This is a genomic window from Vibrio sp. Scap24, from assembly GCF_013394185.1.
In the GTDB taxonomy this organism is placed as follows: Bacteria; Pseudomonadota; Gammaproteobacteria; order Enterobacterales; family Vibrionaceae; genus Vibrio; species Vibrio pomeroyi.
The window spans coordinates 1,141,491-1,162,167 of the sequence record NZ_CP041332.1; the positions used below are offsets into that span (position 1 = coordinate 1,141,491).

At 43.2% G+C, this 20,677-nt stretch carries 19 protein-coding genes; 8 read left to right on the top strand and 11 right to left on the bottom strand.

Annotated features, from left to right (window positions below):
- Nucleotides 1–106: 106 nt before the first annotated feature.
- Entirely contained in the window at nucleotides 107–295 is a 189-nt protein-coding gene (locus FLM53_RS04695; RefSeq protein ID WP_076675737.1) for a Flp family type IVb pilin, read from the bottom strand.
- Nucleotides 296–487: 192 nt separating this feature from the next.
- Here FLM53_RS04695 and FLM53_RS04700 point away from each other — a divergent pair, with 192 nt between their 5' ends.
- Both FLM53_RS04700 and FLM53_RS04705 read left to right on the top strand, forming a co-directional pair.
- Nucleotides 488–1,231, top strand: a complete 744-nt coding sequence (locus tag FLM53_RS04700; protein ID WP_176680372.1) for an AraC family transcriptional regulator — start codon at nucleotides 488–490, stop codon at nucleotides 1,229–1,231.
- Nucleotides 1,232–1,314: 83 nt separating this feature from the next.
- Nucleotides 1,315–3,003 carry an AMP-binding protein gene (locus FLM53_RS04705; RefSeq protein ID WP_176680373.1) on the top strand — a complete coding sequence of 563 codons (1,689 nt, stop codon included), beginning with the start codon at nucleotides 1,315–1,317 and terminating at the stop codon, nucleotides 3,001–3,003.
- A gap of 144 nt (nucleotides 3,004–3,147) precedes the next feature.
- Here the strand turns inward: FLM53_RS04705 and FLM53_RS04710 are convergent, their stop codons facing one another.
- The 4 genes from FLM53_RS04710 to FLM53_RS04725 form a co-directional block, all read right to left on the bottom strand.
- Entirely contained in the window at nucleotides 3,148–4,530 is a 1,383-nt protein-coding gene (locus tag FLM53_RS04710; protein ID WP_176680374.1) for a VWA domain-containing protein, read from the bottom strand.
- Between the two features lie 11 nt (nucleotides 4,531–4,541).
- Complete coding sequence (locus tag FLM53_RS04715) at nucleotides 4,542–5,099, bottom strand: TadE/TadG family type IV pilus assembly protein (protein WP_176680375.1); 558 nt, start codon at nucleotides 5,097–5,099, stop codon at nucleotides 4,542–4,544.
- Between the two features lie 11 nt (nucleotides 5,100–5,110).
- Complete coding sequence (locus tag FLM53_RS04720; protein WP_370780656.1) at nucleotides 5,111–5,605, bottom strand: TadE family protein; 495 nt, start codon at nucleotides 5,603–5,605, stop codon at nucleotides 5,111–5,113.
- Between the two features lie 539 nt (nucleotides 5,606–6,144).
- On the bottom strand, nucleotides 6,145–6,336 hold the full coding sequence (locus tag FLM53_RS04725) for a hypothetical protein (RefSeq protein WP_176680377.1): 192 nt from the start codon (nucleotides 6,334–6,336) through the stop codon (nucleotides 6,145–6,147).
- 99 nt (nucleotides 6,337–6,435) lie between these two features.
- Between FLM53_RS04725 and FLM53_RS04730 the strand changes: the two genes are divergently transcribed.
- Nucleotides 6,436–7,341, top strand: coding sequence for a LysR substrate-binding domain-containing protein (locus FLM53_RS04730; protein ID WP_176680378.1), 906 nt, complete (start codon nucleotides 6,436–6,438; stop codon nucleotides 7,339–7,341).
- Between the two features lie 95 nt (nucleotides 7,342–7,436).
- Here the strand turns inward: FLM53_RS04730 and FLM53_RS04735 are convergent, their stop codons facing one another.
- On the bottom strand, nucleotides 7,437–7,643 hold the full coding sequence (locus tag FLM53_RS04735; protein WP_176680379.1) for a DUF1127 domain-containing protein: 207 nt from the start codon (nucleotides 7,641–7,643) through the stop codon (nucleotides 7,437–7,439).
- A gap of 103 nt (nucleotides 7,644–7,746) precedes the next feature.
- Between FLM53_RS04735 and FLM53_RS04740 the strand changes: the two genes are divergently transcribed.
- Together FLM53_RS04740 and FLM53_RS04745 are read left to right on the top strand one after the other, a co-directional pair.
- Nucleotides 7,747–8,697: a LysR substrate-binding domain-containing protein gene (locus tag FLM53_RS04740; RefSeq protein WP_176680380.1), complete on the top strand. Its 951-nt coding sequence runs from the start codon at nucleotides 7,747–7,749 to the stop codon at nucleotides 8,695–8,697.
- Nucleotides 8,698–8,742: 45 nt separating this feature from the next.
- Nucleotides 8,743–8,955 (top strand): VF530 family DNA-binding protein, encoded by a 213-nt coding sequence (locus FLM53_RS04745; protein WP_017106559.1) that lies wholly within the window; start codon nucleotides 8,743–8,745, stop codon nucleotides 8,953–8,955.
- Between the two features lie 236 nt (nucleotides 8,956–9,191).
- On the opposite strand, the gene fusA is transcribed toward FLM53_RS04745, so the two are convergent.
- Together fusA and radA are read right to left on the bottom strand one after the other, a co-directional pair.
- Nucleotides 9,192–11,279 (bottom strand): elongation factor G, encoded by a 2,088-nt coding sequence (gene fusA / locus FLM53_RS04750; protein WP_017629642.1) that lies wholly within the window; start codon nucleotides 11,277–11,279, stop codon nucleotides 9,192–9,194.
- A 234-nt stretch (nucleotides 11,280–11,513) separates the two neighbouring features.
- On the bottom strand, nucleotides 11,514–12,893 hold the full coding sequence (gene radA, locus FLM53_RS04755; RefSeq protein ID WP_017063288.1) for a DNA repair protein RadA: 1,380 nt from the start codon (nucleotides 12,891–12,893) through the stop codon (nucleotides 11,514–11,516).
- Nucleotides 12,894–13,054: 161 nt separating this feature from the next.
- Between radA and FLM53_RS04760 the strand changes: the two genes are divergently transcribed.
- Nucleotides 13,055–15,403 (top strand): PilZ domain-containing protein, encoded by a 2,349-nt coding sequence (locus FLM53_RS04760; RefSeq protein WP_176680381.1) that lies wholly within the window; start codon nucleotides 13,055–13,057, stop codon nucleotides 15,401–15,403.
- A 110-nt stretch (nucleotides 15,404–15,513) separates the two neighbouring features.
- Here FLM53_RS04760 and serB read toward each other — a convergent pair whose 3' ends face one another.
- The gene (gene serB, locus FLM53_RS04765; RefSeq protein WP_048612297.1) at nucleotides 15,514–16,494 is read right to left on the bottom strand and encodes a phosphoserine phosphatase; all 981 of its coding nucleotides are present in this window, start codon (nucleotides 16,492–16,494) and stop codon (nucleotides 15,514–15,516) included.
- A gap of 109 nt (nucleotides 16,495–16,603) precedes the next feature.
- On the opposite strand from serB, the gene FLM53_RS04770 reads away from it, so the two are divergent.
- Nucleotides 16,604–17,215, top strand: a complete 612-nt coding sequence (locus FLM53_RS04770; protein WP_019819837.1) for a YtjB family periplasmic protein — start codon at nucleotides 16,604–16,606, stop codon at nucleotides 17,213–17,215.
- Between the two features lie 110 nt (nucleotides 17,216–17,325).
- A protein-coding gene (locus tag FLM53_RS04775; RefSeq protein WP_176679224.1) for an IS3 family transposase occupies nucleotides 17,326–18,563 on the top strand; the annotation gives its coding sequence in 2 pieces (ribosomal slippage) (nucleotides 17,326–17,698 and nucleotides 17,698–18,563; 1,239 coding nt in all).
- A gap of 64 nt (nucleotides 18,564–18,627) precedes the next feature.
- Here FLM53_RS04775 and deoD read toward each other — a convergent pair.
- Nucleotides 18,628–19,347, bottom strand: a complete 720-nt coding sequence (deoD, locus tag FLM53_RS04780) for a purine-nucleoside phosphorylase (protein WP_004734474.1) — start codon at nucleotides 19,345–19,347, stop codon at nucleotides 18,628–18,630.
- Between the two features lie 65 nt (nucleotides 19,348–19,412).
- A complete protein-coding gene (locus tag FLM53_RS04785; protein WP_132762129.1) occupies nucleotides 19,413–20,633 on the bottom strand; it encodes a phosphopentomutase in 1,221 nt (406 codons plus the stop codon).
- Between the last annotated feature and the right edge of the window lie 44 nt (nucleotides 20,634–20,677).

The window sequence follows — 20,677 nt, forward strand, 5'->3', positions numbered from 1 at the left end:
ACCAGAGAATATTGCCCAAGCAAGAAATACAAGCAAAGCCGCACCTATAATGTATTCGACAATGGTTAGTCCTTTCTGCTTTTTAATTCCCTTAAGATTCATATTTCTATGGTGCAGTTGTCGTACTAATCGCACCAACAATCGCGCTTAGTTTGGTGGACAACGCACTACCTATTCCACTAAATATGGTTGTCAATCCTAAAACTAACATAGCAGCACCGATTACATATTCGATGACAGTTAGACCTTCTTCATCGTTCATGAATTCTTTAATATTTTTCAATAAGTTGTTCATAAGAATCTCTCCTTGATTTACGTATCAGGTTTTGTTTACCTGTAAACTAAATCTAGAGCTGAACAATATATTCGGTTAGGATTTTCTTGCCATTTACTTGCACTTTCTTGTCGTACTTCTAATCTATTTAATAAACACGGTTTTGTTATATTTTATCGCCGCCAATCTGAATATGATACAGGTTCAATATTAATGAAAATAATTACACCTTTACTGTCAGATATCGATAGCGACTTTAATTCAATTATCATCAATAAAATAAGTCGTTACTTTCCTATTGATAACTATAAACAAGATATATCTATAATCAGTAACTTAGATGTAAGGCTCGTATTCTTTATATTGAATAGAACAGATAATCTTCAACTGATTAAAATGGCCCTCTCTATTTGTGAAAACCTCAATAAACGAATAGTCATTATTTGTTCAGGACAGATACCTAATATCGTGCGAAATCATAAGAATATATTCTTTGTTATCGAAACGAACAGTAATCATCTGACCAGTACCTTTGAAGAACTTAAAAATAAAACACAACATATCTTCGAACCTCACTTCGATCTCGACCGAAATACCAATAGCAACAATCAACTGCCAGCAAAGCTGTTCACGTCTGAGGTCGTTAACTTTGTTATGGACAACATTAACAAAGAGATAAGAGAAACAGAGATCGCTGAAAAGTGTCATTGTTCCACCACCTACTTTTCTAAGAAGTTTCATCTACACTTTGGAGTGAGCTTTAGAGACTTTGTATGCGACAAACGAATTCTGTTAGCCAAGAAGTTAATCGAAGCCGATACCGAATCAAAAATCGCTGTCATTTCTTATCAATGTGGATACAAGGATGTGTCGTATTTTTCGAGAATATTTAAGAAAAGGACCGGAGTAACGCCCGCAAGTTACAGACGTGCCTGCACGGATAACAGAAAACGCTAATTTTACTCCCTAAAAGAAAAAATCATGGTACATTTAACATGATTTTAACAAAAATAACTTAGCGAAAAACATGGAGTTAGACAATGATTCAGCCTAACGAGTTTAGCCAAGAACAAGCAACAGCTCTCCCTACACCCAATGACATGATTTTAAAATGGGCAGAAGAACGCCCAAATGAAGTCTATCTAAAACAAATAATTAACCGCCAATTTGTTGAATTCACTTATAAAGAAGTGGCCGACAAAGCGCTCAAACTGGCGTCAGCATTAGAAGGACTCGGAGCCCAGCCAGGCGATCGAGTCGCTCTCGTTTCAAAAAACTGTGCAGAGTGGTTTATCTGTGATCTTGCCATGATGTTAGGAGATTTTGTCAGCGTCCCAATCTTTCCAACAGCGGGTGCTGACACCATTCAATACTGTATTGAACACAGTGAAAGTAAGATTGTGATCGCCGGTAAACTTGACGATCCTAAGGCGACTCAACAAGTACTTGATGACAACCCGAGCTTGGTCAGTATCTCACTACCTTACGATAGTGCGGCGAAGTGCCAACACACATTCGAGCAGCTCATCGAGACACATGAACCCTCAAGCAAACGACCTCAGCACCACGACGATAAGCTGATGTCGCTTGTGTATACGTCTGGTACATCTGGGTTGCCGAAAGGCGCAATGTTGACCTACGGCGCCTTTACGTGGTCAGTTCAGAGGTTGATCGATCATATCGGTATCCAAAAAGATGATCGTCTCTTTTCTTACCTCCCACTTGCCCATATTACAGAGCGAGTTTACATCTTCGGTTCTTCAGTGATGGGTGGTGTGGTTACTGCTTTCCCTGAGTCTTTAGACACCTTTATTGATGATGTGAAGATGCATCGTCCAACCTTATTTATATCAGTACCTCGTTTATGGACCCTGTTCCAACAACGAATCCAAGATAAGCTGCCTCAGAAAAAACTGAATTTCCTACTCAAAATTCCATTTGTGAATAACATCATTAAGAAGAAGCTAGCTGACGGCCTAGGCTTAGATCAAGCGCGCGTTCTCGGATGTGGTTCTGCACCTGTATCACCCGCTCTACTCGCATGGTACGAAAGCGTTGGCTTACACATTACTGAGGCTTGGGGCATGACTGAGTCTTTCGCCTACAGCACGCTCAACTACCCTTTCAGAGCCGATAAAATTGGTACTGTCGGTAATGCTGGTCCAGGGATCGAACTCAAGATAGCTGAAGACGAAGAGATTCTCGTTCGAGGTAAAGGGTTATTCTCTGGTTACTACAAAAATGATATTGCGACCCAAGAGTCTTTTAACTCTGAAGGTTGGCTTCATACAGGAGACATCGGTGATATCGATAGCGAAGGCTACCTAACAATTCGTGGACGTAAGAAGGATACCTTTAAAACCGCGAAAGGTAAGTTTGTTGCTCCCGTTCCGATCGAGAACAAACTCTTTGAATACAGCCGTGTAGAAATGATGTGTTTGATAGGCTTAGGCTTACCTGGGCCTATTCTGCTTGTCGTTCCACACGACTTCCCTAATTTTGATCGAGCTCGTTATGAGAAAACGACCAAGCGTGTTATCGAGAAGATGAACGAACAACTCGCTTCACACGAGAAGATCAAAGGCGTATTGATGATCAAGGAACCGTGGAGTATTGAGAATGGTGTGTTAACTCCGACTCTTAAGATCAAACGACATATTCTCGAGCAGAAATACCACGAAGTTGGCCATAACTGGCCGAAAGATAAACTGGTGGTTTGGGAAGAATAACCGACGACACAACAACGCATAGCACTAAGAGGGGGCTGAAAAAGCTCCCTCTTTTTATTTACCTCAACTCTCTGTCGCGAGCTTAATGATCAAAGTTAATCAAAGGTGATTAACAGACACCTTATAAGGTGATTAACAGACACCTTATAAGGTTAAACGAATAATCACATCCAACATCTCATCAAAGCAAGGGCCTAACGCCTCTTCATCGATAGCGTGACAATACACTCCCTCTAACTGAGCAGGGTCATAATCCGCACTTAAATCAGGATCATCTAAAAGCGCACTAGAGTTTGCCATTCGCAACAACAAGTCCTCACCAAATTCACTATCTGGCCCAGTTGCCGATGTTAATGATGAACCTAAACCCAAGGTAAAGACGTAAATATCTTCCCCTCTCGCCGCTTCAGCAATGTCTTCCACTAAATTACGCGCCACCCGGTTAACTCGGGTATACAGATCATTGGCAGAGTGACTATCAGGGTCGTATTGTGCGACAGGACGAACCGAATGAGTTGGATTCAGAATATTGAACTCTGTAGCACTGGAATCATGAGTCGTGTAGTACTGAGGCATTTCACTGATATGGTCGTCAATATTATTCCCTTCATAACCACCAGACAAAGTGGTTGCTATAGAGTCATGTCTCCAAAGCCCTCTCGGTGTGCCACTACTACCATCACTCGAGCGAATTGCCCCAGTGTGTGAGTCGCCATCCTCAAAATCAAACGTCGTCGCAAAAGTATTTGGCGCCCCATCGGTGAAGAATACGATCACTTTCAAGTTTGCAGGATCCGTCACCGTTCTTAATTCATTCAGAGCACGATACATCCCTTCTGATGCATTGGTATATTGTGCATTAGACGTGCTACCAAAGTTAAAGCTATCAATTTCTGATTTGATAGTGCTTCGGCTATGACCTCGAGTCGCGTTAAATGCGACTGGCACCTCTGAGCCGAACGCAAATTTGACCAATGAAACACGGTCAAAACCTTCATGAAAATTCTCAACGAATGACTTAGACCTGTCGATAACGTCTTGTGTCACGTCACCTATACTCCCGAGTCTCAAGGAAGTCGTATTATCAATCACTAACACTAAATCCACAGGACGACGAATAGACTGTGCTGATACGCCCGGATTGAACGTGTCTAATCCTATCAAGGGTAAAAAGAGGGTCGGCACTTGTGCCGTTGCTGAGATATCGATAGAGATATTACCAAACGAATCATATGCGAAGTTGACGGCACCTAAACTAGGTGTCGCCGAATAAAAGTCGGCAGGAATGTTCGCAGTGAAATATTTTTGTGCCGCTGCTCGTCCTGCATCTTCACCATTAGCTACCGCTCTTGCAGCCGCAATACTCGCCGCATCGACTGCAGCAAAGAGTTTAGACTTAACAATATAAGCACGCCCAGCATCAACAGAAAGTCCCACAACTAAGAGAATAAAAGGCAGTGCGATGACTGACATCAAAGCCACTAACCCTCGACTGTAACGATATTTGATTGGGGTTCCATTATCCATATTGACCTCCCTTACATATATGTTGTGTCGCTCAGAATATATTCATCATCAAAAACTCGACTAAAAATAGGCGAATAGTCATAGAATACTTCTACGCTGTACACGATCTCCCCATCATCAAGCGCCACCGCTAGATTGTTAATGAGAGGAGGATCATCAGCATCGACATCTGAACACTCTCCATCGCTTGCCCAATTACTGCAACTCGACCAAATGGCGCTATTTTTACTCAGGCCATGTTGGTTCCATCGGTATTGGCTTTTAATGTATGGAGACGCATCTTCTTGCCCAACCACCTCGGTAATATAAATGACGCCGTCTTGCGTCAAATCTAATGTTCCAGATGTCGTCGCTATGATATCCATGACTTCTTGTGGGGTATCAGTATTGCTCCGCGAGATAATATTTCCGCCCTCTCGACTGATACTGATAATGATATGGTTAGCTTGAATGAGATGTGTGATGTCGACAGCAGCAACAATGAGCAACATAAATAATGGTGCTATCAACGTCATTTCTATTGCCGCAAACCCTTTCTCAGCGGCTCTTTTGATCTTCAAAGGAAACATCCTGTCCCTCCTTAAAAAGCTTCGTTTTTCATTGCTGCACTAACGGTAAATTTAAACTTTCCGTCATCGAGCAAAACATACATATAAGGGTTTACGGATGGCCACTCGCAATCAAGGTGAATAGAAATAATGTCTCCTGAACCACCGAATCCGGCGATCGCATTGCCGTAGACATCTTCAACACGTATGTTTTGGACATCCATCACTTTGTCGAGCAGACCGCTCGAAGATTGGGAGATTTTTTCTAAAATTGCCGCTTCTCGGTTACTCGATGCGTCGGGGTCCAGATCAGAACGACCTGTAATGGCATATCTTGCGCCCTCTCTTGCCGAGTGTTGCATGGTTAATTTAACAAACCCGTAGATCCCAAGGTCAACAACCGTTAAAAAAAGCGCGAAAAACAGACTCACCACGATCGTAAACTCGATAATAGCGATGCCTTTTATTTTGGATTTGAGATAGCCTAGTGCGCGATTACGCCCCGAGCCTCTTACAATAGACATTATACAGCCCCCACCCATGCGTTTTTCTAATCATCACTTCCGGCCCATTGGAAATTCAGAAAACATAGAAAAACTTATCCTACACCTATAGTTTTGACAGATGGGTTGATCAAGATTTATATCACAAGCGTATTTAAAAGGTTATAAATGGAAGATTAATAATAACCAAAATAAGTTTAACCATCTTATTTTCAATTACTTAATAGAGATTTTGATAAATAAAAACACAATAAACATCGAGTCTTCATTTGTTCATCATTCAAATAACTGTATGTTTTATATCCATTAGAAAAAGAAAGGATATAAAGAGTATGAAGGTGATTTCCATATAAACCTGAGTTCCAGTCTCAAAAATAAGACAGCAAATTTTTAAAACTAAGCATTTAGTTTAGTAGCAAATAGAATTCTAAAAACGCTAAGTTATTATTGGTGAATAATCAGATTGAGTTGAGTTGAGTTGAGTTAAGTTAAAAAAATAAACTCGGTGATAGAACCCAGAACAGCCATTCTCGATTTTATGTTCTTTTATAAATAAGTTCTGGTTATAAATATTTTGTGTAATCAGACGCATCATTGCTCTCATAATCTAATCCTACATCCTTTTTTAATCTAGGGCTTAGCTGCTCTAAATATAAAGCACCATTCGGTTTCAACTCAGTCTGATGTTCCTTTATATTATTATTTTTAAATACTTTAATACCAAACCATCTCATCCAATTCATTAGTGCTTCCATAATTTCTCTCTTGTGTTTGCTATCATTCTGTCGTTATTATGAAAACAACCTGTTCGATAAGCGAACAACCATTCCTAACAAGAACTATAAGTAGAAGTTATGGACAATCGACTGCGCCACCTTTCCGGACTGCGCTATTTTGAAGTAGCAGCTCGTTTAAGCAGCTACAGCAAGGCAGCAGAAGAACTCTTTGTTAGCCAAGCCGCTGTTAGCCAAAAGATCCGACAGTTAGAGGAGCAACTTGAGTGCAAGTTGTTCATTAGGAAAGGGCGTGAAATGGCTCTGACTCAAGAGGGTCGAACACTCTTCACACATGTATCAGACGGATTCAAAGAGCTTGTTGTCGGATTAAACAAGATTCAGTCGGAGCCGCTACAAGGCGTAATCATCGTTCGAAGTCCCCCCTCTTTTGCTTCACGTTGGTTGCTGCCGAGGCTTTGGAAGTTCTCAGTCAAACACCCCGAGATACCAATCAAGATCCTGACAGGGTGTGACACTCCGAACCTAAAACATGGCGAAATTGATGTCGCGATCCGCCAAGGTGAAGACCTGTGTGTTGAGCAAGGCTTAGCACTTGAAGTACTATTCAATGAACCTTTATATCCCTTTTGCTCACCTGAACTCGCTAACTCTTTGAAGTTTACTTCGCCAGAACAGCTACTTAAGTGTTGGTTGATCCAGTTTGAGGGTGGTCTCTTCCCTTGGGAGGAATGGTTCAGACAAGCGGATATACCAATGCAAGACAGTACCGTTCAGTGGATGGAAGTGGGTACCTTTGATATGGGTTTAACGACGGTGATGGCAGGTCATGGAGTTTGTCTAGCAACAGATAGCTTGGCTGGAGACTTTATCGAACGTGGCCTACTTGTGAAGCCCTTTAATATTGGGATGACACCAGGCGTTCAAGTGAACTTATGTTTTGATCCTAGCTCGCCGAGAAAAGAACGTATTGAGGCATTTACTGAGTGGTTGCATGAAGAAGTGTCTGAAATATCTAAGAGCTAAGCTTTGGCTTTGCAAAGATAACTCAGCATTACTTATCACACTCCGCGTTCACGTAACTCCTTTTATATTGAAAGAGTTACGTGTGTGAAGGTTAGTTATTCCCAAAAAGATTTTCTCATCTCTTCATTAGCCTGCTCTCGGGTAATACCAACATCTTCAAGTAAATGATCCGATAGCTCAGCTAGGTGTTTTCTCGTCCTACGATTCTGAAGATAAATCCTAAATTTAGAATAGAATTTCTTACCTGATAACGATGATAAGAATGAATGATGGGTATTTGATGTCGTTGTTATCGTGTTCATAATCGCTCTCCTATTGACGCTTTGCTTTCTTATGGTCAATAATCGACCAGTAACGCATTCACGACAAACGATAGATACTGACATTCAATTAAGGAAAACTAATGTGAAGGAGCGAACCCCACCATTCCAAGGGATCTATTATTTTTATACTGCGGCTGAAACAGGCAGTTTTAAGCTTGCAGCAGAAAAGCTATTTGTTACTTCTGCTGCGGTGAGTCAACAAATTCGTCAACTTGAGGAGTGGTTAGGAGCTGACCTCTTTATTCGCCAACACCGAAAAATAGTATTAACTCATGAAGGTGAAGTGCTCTATCTGCAAGCGAAGAAAGGCTTTGCTCATATTCAAGATGGAGTAAGACGAATAAACCAAGACCCTAACCCCACCCAGTTATCGATTTCTACCGTACCTTCTTTTGCACAACATTGGTTAGTTCCTAGAATTGGCGACTTCCGCGACCGTCATCCAGATTTATCTATGTTAATAGAACCGACCAACAAACTGGTTACCTTTGAAGACTCGGCTGTCGATGTCTGTGTTCGATATGGCCATGGTAACTACCCAAACATTGAATCACGTTGGTTAATGGACGAAGTGGTTTACCCTGTCTGCCATCCTATCTATCAAGAAAATTATGGAATCTATGACATCAGCGATCTGCATAAAGCAGAGTTGATTGAAGACCGTTGGCCTGATATGGATTGGAATCTATGGTTAGACGTTGTTGGGGCGAAGGCAGGACGTTCATCACTGCAATTTGACGGCTCACATTTTGTTTTAGAGGGTGCATTATCCGTTCAGGGCGTAGCCTTAGTTAAGCACAGCTTGGTGTATCGCTATTTGCAGGAAAAGAAACTCGTCCGAATCGGTAACATCGCGCTGAAGCCTAAATACAATTACTTTTTATGCGCGCCTCCAGGTTACTTCCATCGAGAAAAGATAAGACGCTTCGAAGAATGGATGCAGGCTCAAGTTAAATTGTTTGGTGATACAGGTAGAGAAGAACTGTCGATTATCCACACCGATTACGAACTTAAATGGTCTGATAATTCATAAAGCGAAACTGGTATACTGAGCTCAAATAAATGGCGAGAACATCTCATGACACAAGAAAATAACCCACTTCACGGTATCACTCTTCAAAAGCTACTGACTGAATTGGTTGAACATTACGGTTGGGAAGAGTTGAGTTACATGGTCAACATCAACTGTTTCAAAAAAGACCCGAGTATTAAATCTAGCCTAAAGTTTTTGCGTAAAACCGACTGGGCTCGTACCAAAGTAGAGCAGATCTACATCGACTTAAAGCGTTAATCTCTCCCTTCTTTATCAGTCCCGTGTTGATTAAATACGGGACAACCCCGGTGTCTACTTTTTAGGGACAACACCAACATCATATCTCGTATCTCGTATCTCGTATCTCGTATCTCGTATCTCGTATCTCGTATCTCGTATCTCGTATCTCGTATCTCGTATTATGTTACAAGCAATAAAAAGCCCCGCAAGCTTTCACTTGCGGGGCTTTATTAGCTAATTGAGAAAAGGGCTAATTACTTACCAGCTTCTTTTTCTGCTTTAACTTTTGCAATCACTTCGTCAGCAACGTTAGTTGGACATGGTGCGTATTGTGCGAATTCCATAGAGAATTGGCCACGACCAGAAGTGATAGTACGTAGGTGACCGATGTAGCCGAACATCTCAGAAAGAGGTACGTCAGCTTTAATACGAACACCAGTTACGCCAGCTTGTTGATCTTTGATCATGCCGCGACGACGGTTAAGGTCACCGATAACATCACCAACGTGATCGTCTGGAGTGAACACGTCAACGTTCATGATTGGCTCAAGAAGTTGCGCGCCAGCTTTAGGCATAGATTGACGGAATGCGCCTTTCGCTGCGATTTCAAATGCGATAGCAGATGAATCGACTGCGTGGAAACCACCATCGAAAAGTTCAACTTCAACGTCTAGAGTTGGGAAGCCAGCTAGTACGCCGTTTTCCATCATAGATGCGAAGCCTTTCTCAACTGCAGGCCAGAATTCTTTAGGAACGTTACCGCCCACAACTACAGAGTTGAACTTGAAGCCAGAACCAGCTTCGCCTGGTTTGATACGGTAATCGATCTTACCGAATTGACCAGAACCACCAGATTGCTTCTTGTGCGTGTAGCTATCTTCAATTGCTTGAGTGATAGTTTCACGGTAAGCAACTTGAGGAGCACCTACAGTTAGGTCAACGCCGTATGTACGCTTAAGGATATCTACCTTGATGTCTAGGTGAAGTTCACCCATACCTTTCAGGATAGTTTCGCCAGTCTCTTCGTCAGTCTCAACTTGGAAAGATGGATCTTCTGCAACCATTTTACCGATCGCGATACCCATTTTCTCAGAACCGCCTTTATCTTTTGGAGATACAGCGATTGAGATTACTGGAGTTGGGAATACCATTGGCTCAAGCGTTACTTGGTGCTTAGGATCACATAGAGTGTGACCAGTTTGCACGTTCTTCATACCAACGATCGCAATGATGTCACCAGCTTGTGCGCTAGTTAGTTCGTTACGGTCATCAGCTTGCATCTCAACCATACGGCCAACACGTTCAGTCTTGCCAGTGAATGAGTTAAGAATCGTGTCACCTTTGTTCAGTTTACCAGAGTAAATACGAACGAAAGTTAGAGCACCGAAGCGGTCATCCATGATTTTGAATGCAAGCGCTTTGAAAGTCTCATCTGTAGAAACGATAGCGTGTTCGCCAGTTTCTTCGCCGTTCTCATCCATTAGAGGCTGAGGATCAACTTCAGTTGGTGCTGGTAGGTAATCTACTACAGCATCAAGGATAAGTTGCATACCTTTGTTCTTGAACGCAGAACCACAGAACGTTGGGAAGAATGCGATATCACGAGTACCTTTACGGATACAACGCTTGATGTCTTCGATAGAAGGCTCTTCACCTTCCATGTAAGCTTCCATTAGGTCATCGTCTTGCTCTACAGCAGTTTCGATTAGCTCTTCACGGTATTGCTCAACGTCATCAACCATGTCCGCAGGAACATCTTTGATTTCGTAGTTTTCAGGAAGACCAGTGTCATCCCAAACGTATGCTTTACGGCTTAGTAGGTCTACAACACCAACGAATTCGTCTTCACGACCGATTGGTAGAACCATAACTAGAGGAGTAGCACCTAGAACGTTTTTAACTTGGTCAACAACGTTGTAGAAATCTGCACCCATACGGTCTAGTTTGTTAACGAAGATCAGACGAGATACTTCTGATTCGTTAGCGTAGCGCCAGTTAGTTTCTGATTGAGGTTCAACACCACCAGAACCACAGAATACACCGATACCGCCATCAAGAACTTTAAGAGAACGGTATACTTCAACTGTGAAGTCAACGTGTCCAGGAGTATCGATAACGTTTAGACGGTGATCGTTCCAAAAACAGCTTACAGCTGCTGATTGGATAGTAATACCGCGCTCAGCTTCCTGTTCCATGAAGTCAGTCGTTGATTCGCCATCATGTACTTCACCAGTCTTGTGGATTTGACCAGTTAGCTTAAGGATACGCTCAGTGGTAGTTGTTTTACCCGCATCAACGTGCGCGAAAATACCAATGTTTCTGTATTTCGATAAATCTGCCATTGTCTTACTCTGTTAATAGGATATAAAATGCGCGCAGAGTATATCACAATCTGTGAAGACTGATAGCTTTGCATGCATTTGGGACTAAAAAACTTTGCCTTTTTCTAACATATAGAAAAAGGCACTCAGTAGTAACAATCTAAATGATTGTTAATTATAGTGCTAACCTAAAGCCTAATCGGCGTTAAGGTTAGGCTGAATTGCTGCTGTATAGAGTAGCTGAAGTGAGTTCAATTACAACTCATCAAAAGCATTAATTGCTTCCGATAATTTTTTCACACCGTGGATCTGCATTCCTGGAATGCCACCTTTAGGCATGTTCGCTGCCGGTACGATTGCTTTCTTAAAGCCGTGTTTAAATGCTTCATTTAAACGCTCTTGTCCGCTCGGTACAGGTCGAATCTCACCCGCTAGGCCTACTTCTCCAAACACCACCACATCTTTTGGCAATGCGCGGTCTCTGAAACTAGAAAGTAGAGCCATCACCAACGCAAGATCAGCACTGGTTTCGGTTACTTTAACACCACCGACGACATTCACAAACACATCTTGGTCAGCCATTTGTAAGCCGCCGTGTTTATGCAGCACTGCTAATAACAGTGAAAGCCTGTTTTGCTCTAGGCCGACAGCGACGCGACGTGGGTTGGCCAGCTGTGAATAATCCACCAGCGCTTGGATTTCGACAAGAAGTGGTCGCGTACCTTCCCACACCACCATAACAGAACTGCCCGAGGTTTCTTCTTCACCACGAGATAAGAAGATAGCGGATGGGTTGCTGACTTCTTTTAGCCCTTGGCCTGTCATCGCAAACACACCCAGTTCGTTTACTGCACCAAAACGGTTTTTGTGGCTGCGTAGCGTTCTAAAACGGCTATCGGTTCCGCCATCTAATAGAACGGAACAGTCAATAATGTGCTCAAGTACTTTTGGCCCCGCTAAGGTGCCGTCTTTAGTTACGTGTCCAACTAAGAACACGGCAACGTTATTCTGTTTTGCGTAGCGCGTTAATGCGGTTGCTGATTCACGAACCTGTGCAACACTGCCCGGAGAGGATTGAACGTCCGCAACGTGCATAACTTGGATCGAGTCGATAACCATGATCTTAGGTTGTTCTTTTTCGGCAACCTGACAAATCTTATCCACGTTCGTTTCTGAGAGCATCTTTAGATGCTCTTTTGGCAATCCAAGTCGAGACGCACGCATCGCGACTTGTTGCAGAGATTCTTCCCCGGTTACATACAGAGTTGGTAATTGAGAAGAAAGCTGACACATAGTCTGTAATAACAGCGTTGATTTACCTGCACCCGGGTTACCACCAATCAGGATCGCAGCGCCTGGTACGACACCACCACCGAGTACGCGGTCTAGCTCTTTGAAGCCACTGCTAAAACGTGGCACTTCTTGCAAATCGATCTCTGACAGCGTTTGAACTGAAGATTCAGTTGCACCGCCCGCATAACCGCTCAACCGTTCATTACGTGCGACCTGAGGTGAAGCCGCTAATCTAACTTCTGTAATCGTGTTCCAAGCACCACATGCATTGCACTGCCCCTGCCAACGTGGAAAATCGGCACCACAGTCATTACACACATAAGCTCGCTTTGCCTTAGCCATAAAACCTCAATAATTTACTCAATTACACAATGATGTTGTCAATTTGTGACTTATTTGACCGTATGGATGAAAATAAAAGTTGCAGTCATACCACTTATACTTAAAGATCGATTTAAACTAGTCGATAACATAAACGCACCGTCCATTCTAACAAGAAAAGTATGCAGCAATCTGAAATTCTATCTGTAGCAGAACGTTTAATCCCGGCTTACCACGCCGAAGATTTCGAATTCCTTCTTTCTCAAATGACAGAAGGGGAATCGCCGTCTCTGAAGCTGCTCGTTAAAATGGAACTGAATCGTATCATGGCTCCGTGTACAAAGAGCATTGATTTACGCGGACGCATTGATAATGAGTGTCGTCAATTCACTCTCGATGGCCGTAAGCACTGGCTCGATGACATTGCTTTAAACGCGTATCAACGTGGTACAAAAAAGTTTAAAGGTTACACCGAGGGCGCATGGGAGTTAGTGATGACTCCGCGAACTCAGCCACTGCGCAGTGTTGTTAAAACTTCGTCTCAAGATAGCCACGACATCACCAGCGCTAACAGCCCGTATGAAGCGGAAGCCATTAACCTAGGTTACGACTTAAAGCGCCAAGAGAACAGACTCAAGATTAGCTCACAGGTTGAGATCACCACATCGAAAGGGCAAAGCCTACACGGTGTGACGGTTGATATCTCCCCTTCTGGTGCAAAGTTCAAAGTACCAAGTGCCTTTCGCTATAACCTTGGTGAAATCATCAGCGTTAAATTCACCGAGCTTGTCGAAAATTCTCAAGAAAACGACGTTAACCAAGCAGTAGAATTTCGCGTTCTGGGTATTGATGAATCATACGAGAACAACGCAGTTAAATTTCTGAGAACCATCAAAGTAAGCGACAACAATATTGTGGCTCGCTTGCTTGATGAGTCTTTAAATAGCACCAGTAAAAAAACCAGCCATGAGAACCAAGATAGGATCATTCGAACTCGTACGCGAGGCATCGAACACACCTATCTAAAGCACACCTGTAACCTACCTTTGTTCTTCAGCGGTAGCGAACTCAAGCTTGCCTTACTTACGGATAACAACCATCCATTGTGGCAATACTGGCACGACGAGCGTAACCAACAAGCTCTGGGTACTCTGTTCAACGAACAACGAATGAACTTATTGGCGAAACCTGGCGTTAAAGGCACCAGTAACGTGATCTATTCGTTTACCCATGAGCATCAGAATAAGACCTTGTTCTACTCGATGATGCTCCCTGAAGCCTCTCGTGAGCAAAGACAACTGTTCTGGCACATTGGTGGCAAACGTAAAAGTTGGAAGGCGTTCAAGTTCTCGGTGTTCGAACTCTCCGATACCGAGCGACAAGCGTTAGCCAAGCACTCAGATACGCTGGCTCAAAGCTCAGCACAATTGACGCATTGTGGCATTTTGCAAGAAATTGGTGATCACGAAAGTGCGGCTGACTATCTATTGAGTGAAAAGCCACGCATTCCAAGCAGTGAACTGAACCGTTTCCGTCACCCACGCACTGTGGTTGGGAACATTCAAAGTATTTACTTTGACTCTCAGACTCGTCGTAAAGAGCCGAGATACCAGTTTAAGTCGCCGTTGCAGCTCACTTCACAAGATGGTGCAGCAGCGAACGGGCACACCTTAGACATCTCGAAACGTGGGCTCAGCATTACTCTTGAACACCCGATGGTGCTCAAGATTAATGACCCCGTATTGGTCAACTTCAATGAGCTACAGCTCTATGATAAAAACTTGCCACTGAGCACAGTGCCTTATCACGTGATTCGCGTAAGCCCGAATGGCCGAAACGTACAATTGGTTATTGCAGAGAATGCCAAAACAATGCGTACTATCGCGTTCCTTAACGGGCTTATCGATCAAAACCAAAGTAAACTGATTAAGAAGAAAGAGATACTGCCAACCAATTCGTTGCTCGAATCGTTGCACAATATATTGCTGAGCAAGATGGTCAGTAACCCTATCTTCATTGATAAGCCAAGCTCAACGCTGCGCTGTAAGATCATTGGTGTGAACTTCCCACTGAATAAGCACCTAACGCTACTGGCTAAGCTTGGACACAACCAGAAGTTCTCACTAGAACCGATCTTTAAGGGTCACACTAGCTCATTACTGGCTGAGCCACTGAAAAGAATCGAAGGCGCTGAGCCTAAACATCATGACGTGTATATTGCTGCTGTGAAGTTTGCCGACAAAATCCAATCGGTGCATACCAAGTTGGTGAAAGATTTCGCTTCGGCAAAAGAGCGCATCTTATTCATTAAGAAGGCGCAGCACTTGGGTGATGTGTATGTACTGCGTGTGACAACCGCGCCAATCTTTAATCCATTGACCACCTTGTTCCAATCGGACTTAGAAGAACTGGCTCGAATTAGCATGCACCAAGCGAAGAAGTTAGAGAACGAAATCACCGCTTTTATCGGCTATGGTGAGATTGAAGACATCACAGATGAAGTGTTGATTCGATTAGAGCTTACTCGTTAGGTCAACATCCATTTGCTGGATTTTAAAATAGAAAAAGCAGGCTCATCGCCTGCTTTTTTTGTATCTGAGTTCTATTATCGTTTGCTGCTAATAAAACCTAGCAGCAAACCTTAAGGTTTGGCCTGCCAGCTGATTTTTTGCTGCTTAGCCAATACACCCGACAAGATACAAAGCACACCACCTAAACCTGCATAACGCACAGCGGTTTGAGCTTGCTGCTCTACTTTTGGTTTCGCATGGTAAGCAATACCTAAACCTGCAGAACCCATCATCACCAAGTCATTCGCGCCATCGCCCACAGCAACCGTGTTGTGCAATTCCAGCTCATACTCTTCAGCCAGTTCTACTAAAATATCAGCTTTGGTTTGCGCTGAAACCACATCACCGAGAACTTCACCCGTCAATTTGCCTTTAACGATTTCTAAAGTGTTCGACTGAGCATGGTCTAGGTCTAACGTGTCTTTCAAGTAATCCGAGAAGTAAGTAAAGCCACCTGATGCGATTGCTGTTTTCCAACCAAGCTTATTCAGTGTGTTCACAAGCCCAACGAGATCGGGCATGAATGGCAGTGATTGACGCACTTGCTCCAGAATAGCTTCATCGGCACCTTTTAGTGCGCCCACTCGTTGGCGTAGACTTTGTTCGAAATCTAACTCACCTTGCATAGCTCGCTCTGTAATTTCAGAGACTAACTCTCCTACTCCAGCCAGCTTTGCAATTTCATCAATACATTCAATCTGAATCGCTGTGGAATCCATATCCATCACAATCAAACCTGGCTTAGATAAGTCTGGGACCTCGCTAAGGCAAGCATAATCAAGCTTCAATGCTTGTAGGATTTCTTCGTGAGCAGGCGTTAAGTTTCCAGACATCAAAGCCACTTCATAATGCCCAACTTTCCATGTATCAAGAATGGTGTTGTAAGTGCCAGTGAAAAAGTCGATGTCATCAAAATATTGTGGAGATAGGTACTCGCCAAATACAATCCAGTTGGCCTTTGCCTTTGCGAGTTGAGATGCGAAACGAGTCTCGGGGAGTCGAGTTAATAATGTCGTATGCCTTTTAATCGGCAGATATTTCTGAGCGTCCATGTGTATGATTCCTAATTAACTATGCTAAACGTTAACCTATTGCAATTTGAAAACGCAAGTCTCAATATGTCTTAATCATAACATTTGTTTATTTCAGGCTTCGTGAAACATGAATGAATCATTGTTCTCAATACGTAACGCTTTACGAATGCTAGCCCTCATTTTGCTGGCTACCATGTTCGTCGTAACGATTAAAAATACGGTCGTGATCAGTAAAGGTAACGAGAAGATCCAAGCGAAACAGTTGGAAACGCTTACCAAGCTGCTTATCTCTCAGGCATCACTTTCAGCCAGCAAGATGATCACGCAACAAGACCAAGAACGACTGCTTGATCTAACCAATCAGCTGTCTCAAGACCGACTAGTATTCGATACCACCATCTATGATGCAGAGGGTATCCGACTGGCTTCAAGCGAAAAAGCACTCTCTGTACGTGAGGTTCTTGGCTTAGACACGCCACTTTCAACCGCAAGTATCGGCAGACAGCAATTAGTTGAACCTATTTATTCTGCAGAACATACGATCATCGGCTTTATTCGTGTGACCTTCGAAACCGGTAAAATGACGGCGATTTCAGATCACCACTACCGCAAGAGCGATCGTTATATGATTGGTATGGTTTTGATGGGCTTCGTCAGTGGTGTGCTGTTCATTATGTTGATTCGTAGAAGACCGACCAAGTCTGGTGAGAACTTACTGTTGAAAAACGTAAGCTCATAACGACTCAGTTCAAAAGATCCAATAAAAAGCCCCGACGCTCAGGCAGCGACGGGGCTTTTTGTTATCTGTTTGTCTCGTCCTGAAATGTGTTTACACATTGAGGACGAATTATGACTACTTCAAATAATACCTACGTTAAGCGCACTCAGCGTGATTACACACTAGGCTTTAAATTACAGGTCGTCGCCGCTGTAGAAAGAGGCGATATGACATATAAACAAGCCCAAACCATTTATGGTATCCAAGGCCGTTCAACCGTTTTAACCTGGCTTCGAAAGCACGGTAAGATGAATTGGGCGCAAAATCCAAGGATGAATGTCATGAGCCAATCACCTAAGCCTAAAGAATCGCCTGCACAGAAAATAAAACGTCTTGAAAAAGAGTTGGAAGACGAAAAAATCAAGAACCTCTTCTTAAATAGAGTGGTTGATATCCTTGATGCTGAGCACGGAACCAGTCTCAGAAAAAAGTATCTAGCCAAGGAGCCAGAAGCCTTCAAAAGCAAGAAGGAATAAGTCTAGTTCGAGTATGTAGGCTTTGCGGCATAACAAGGCAGAGTGTTTATCAACGAGAAAAGCGAGCTCATCACCGTCGGTTAGAGCTTAAACCGATTAAAAAAATGGTGTTGGATATTAGGCGCTATATGCCTCGGGTTGGTACTAGGAAGCTCTATTTTTTAATAAAACCCAGACTACAAGAACAAGGTATCAAGTTAGGCCGAGATGCGCTTTTCAACTACTTACGCGCTGAGCGATTGTTGGTAAGACCTAAGCGTAGTTTTACAAAAACGACCAATAGTCGGCATTGGATGAAGAAACACCCGAACTTATTAAAGGACTACAAGCCATGTAGTCCAGAGAGTGTGTTGGTGAGCGATATAACCTATGTTCAATCTGATGAAGGAGTTCACTACCTATCATTGGTTACAGATGCTTTTAGCCGAAAAATAATGGGTTATGAGCTGAGTAATGAAATGAAAGCGACGGATGTCGTGAAAGCGCTAGATATGGCTATCAAAGAGCGTCGATATCATCATTCTTGTATCCATCATTCAGATCGTGGTCTACAGTATTGCTCAGGTGTATATCAAGATAAACTGAAAACTAGCGGCATAATGCCTTCGATGACAGATGGTTATGATTGCTACCAAAATGCCTTAGCAGAAAGAATAAACGGGATCCTGAAACAAGAGTTCTTACTTGATAGGTGTAAGAGTCTTGAGGAGCTTAAACGACTAGTAAAAGAGTCTATCAATATCTATAACAATATGAGGCCGCACCTCAGTCTCATGATGAAAACTCCAAATGAGGTGCATGAAAAAAGCCAACAGCTGGCGCTGTTGGCTTAGTAGAAATACTGTCAACGTATTTTAGGACGAGACAGTTACTTTATCAAGCTAAAGTGAAGAACAATTACTCTTGGTCACCAAGAAGCACAGAGTCTAACGCAATAACCATCATGTCGTTGAAGGTTGTTTGACGCTCATCTGATGTAGTTTGCTCACCGGTTTTGATGTGATCAGACACGGTACAGATAGTCAGAGCTTTTGCACCGTACTCCGCACACACACCATAGATGCCTGCTGCTTCCATCTCTACACCGACAATGCCGTATTTATCCATCACTTCAAACATTTCAGGATCTGGCGTGTAGAACAACTCAGCCGAGAACAAGTTACCGACTTTTACATCAACACCACGCGCTTTTGCTGCATCTTCTGCCGCACGTACCATTTTGTAGTCTGCGATAGCTGCGAAGTCGTGACCTTTAAAGCGAATACGGTTCACTTTTGAGTCAGTACATGCGCCCATGCCAATAACCACATCGCGCACTTTGATATCTTCGCTCACTGCACCACAACTACCAACACGAATGATCTTTTTCACACCAAAGTCTTTGATCAGCTCAGTTGCGTAAATAGAACAAGATGGAATGCCCATACCGTGTCCCATTACCGAAACCTTACGACCTTTGTAAGTACCGGTGTAACCAAACATGTTACGAACGTCGCACACTTGAACCACTTCTTCTAAGAAGGTTTCAGCGATGTATTTAGCACGCAGCGGGTCGCCTGGCATTAGAACTACGTCAGCGAAATCACCCATTTCAGCATTAATATGTGGAGTAGCCATTGAAAATATCCTTAATCTCAAAACAAAAAAAGAAGAGAGAGGTTTCCCTCTCTCTTCGTTAACTATTATAGGAAACTTGTACCGTGTCCCATTGGTGATGTACCAAAGTATGACGCTAAGCTTTGACCAATATCAGCGAACGTATCGCGACGGCCTAGAGAACCGGCTGGAACCTTCTGACCGTAAACAATCACAGGGATATGCTCACGAGTATGGTCTGTACCAGGCCATGTTGGATCACAACCGTGGTCTGCAGTTAGGATAAGTACATCATCTTCTTTCATCATATCGATGATTTCATTGATGCGACCATCGAAGTACTCAAGTGCCGCTGCGTAACCCGCAACATCACGGCGGTGGCCGTAAGCTGAGTCGAAATCAACGAAGTTAGTGAACACAATCGTGTTGTCGCCCGCTTCATTGATCGCTTCTTTTGTTGCTTCAAATAGCGCAGGGATACCTGTTGCTTTGGTTTTCTGAGTGATACCACAGCCTGCGTAGATATCAGAGATCTTACCGATTGAGTGAACGTTACCGCCCTTCTCATCAGCAAGTTTCTGCAGGATAGTTGCCGCAGGTGGCTCAACAGAAAGATCACGACGGTTACCCGTACGCTCAAATTGACCTTTACCCGGACCAACGAATGGACGCGCGATAACACGACCAATGTTGTAGTCTTCTAGCTCTTCACGAGCAATCTGACAAAGGTCTAATAGGTTTTGTAGGCCGAATGTCTCTTCATGACAAGCGATCTGGAAAACAGAGTCCGCAGAAGTATAGAAGATTGGCAGGCCAGTCTTCATGTGTTCTTCACCTAGGTTATCTAGGATTTCAGTGCCTGATGAGTGGCAGTTACCCAAGAAACCAGACAAACCAGCACGCTCAAGAATGCGGTCAGTTAGCTCTTTTGGAAAGCTGTTTTCTTTGTCGGTGAAGTAGCCCCAGTCAAACAATACTGGTACACCAGCGATTTCCCAGTGACCTGATGGCGTGTCTTTACCAGAAGACAGCTCAGCAGCGTGACCGTAAGCGCCAATGATTTCAGCGTCTGCATCCATACCCGGAGCAAAACGACCTGTAGACTCTTTGTGAGCCATAGCTAAACCTAGCTTAGACAGGTTTGGTAGCGTCAGAGGACCTTGACGATCTGCGTTGTCTGCAAGACCTTTGTCACAATGATCTGCGATGTGACCCATAGTGTCTGAACCTACATCACCGAATTTGTCTGCATCCGCTGTTTCACCGATACCGAATGAATCTAAAACTAAAATAAATGCTCTTTTCATTTTCTTCACCAACTTATTGCTCTTTGCACCAGAACTCTGTTTAT

Bases quoted from the DNA above. Each gene is read 5' to 3' on its own strand.
- FLM53_RS04695 (WP_076675737.1), bottom strand. From the start codon at position 295: ATGAACAACTTATTGAAAAATATTAAAGAATTCATGAACGATGAAGAA.
- FLM53_RS04700 (WP_176680372.1), top strand. From the start codon at position 488: ATGAAAATAATTACACCTTTACTGTCAGATATCGATAGCGACTTTAAT.
- FLM53_RS04705 (WP_176680373.1), top strand. From the start codon at position 1,315: ATGATTCAGCCTAACGAGTTTAGCCAAGAACAAGCAACAGCTCTCCCT.
- FLM53_RS04710 (WP_176680374.1), bottom strand. From the start codon at position 4,530: ATGGATAATGGAACCCCAATCAAATATCGTTACAGTCGAGGGTTAGTG.
- FLM53_RS04715 (WP_176680375.1), bottom strand. From the start codon at position 5,099: ATGTTTCCTTTGAAGATCAAAAGAGCCGCTGAGAAAGGGTTTGCGGCA.
- FLM53_RS04725 (WP_176680377.1), bottom strand. From the start codon at position 6,336: ATGGAAGCACTAATGAATTGGATGAGATGGTTTGGTATTAAAGTATTT.
- FLM53_RS04730 (WP_176680378.1), top strand. From the start codon at position 6,436: ATGGACAATCGACTGCGCCACCTTTCCGGACTGCGCTATTTTGAAGTA.
- FLM53_RS04735 (WP_176680379.1), bottom strand. From the start codon at position 7,643: ATGAACACGATAACAACGACATCAAATACCCATCATTCATTCTTATCA.
- FLM53_RS04745 (WP_017106559.1), top strand. From the start codon at position 8,743: ATGACACAAGAAAATAACCCACTTCACGGTATCACTCTTCAAAAGCTA.
- fusA (WP_017629642.1), bottom strand. From the start codon at position 11,279: ATGGCAGATTTATCGAAATACAGAAACATTGGTATTTTCGCGCACGTT.
- radA (WP_017063288.1), bottom strand. From the start codon at position 12,893: ATGGCTAAGGCAAAGCGAGCTTATGTGTGTAATGACTGTGGTGCCGAT.
- FLM53_RS04760 (WP_176680381.1), top strand. From the start codon at position 13,055: ATGCAGCAATCTGAAATTCTATCTGTAGCAGAACGTTTAATCCCGGCT.
- serB (WP_048612297.1), bottom strand. From the start codon at position 16,494: ATGGACGCTCAGAAATATCTGCCGATTAAAAGGCATACGACATTATTA.
- FLM53_RS04770 (WP_019819837.1), top strand. From the start codon at position 16,604: ATGAATGAATCATTGTTCTCAATACGTAACGCTTTACGAATGCTAGCC.
- deoD (WP_004734474.1), bottom strand. From the start codon at position 19,347: ATGGCTACTCCACATATTAATGCTGAAATGGGTGATTTCGCTGACGTA.
- FLM53_RS04785 (WP_132762129.1), bottom strand. From the start codon at position 20,633: ATGAAAAGAGCATTTATTTTAGTTTTAGATTCATTCGGTATCGGTGAA.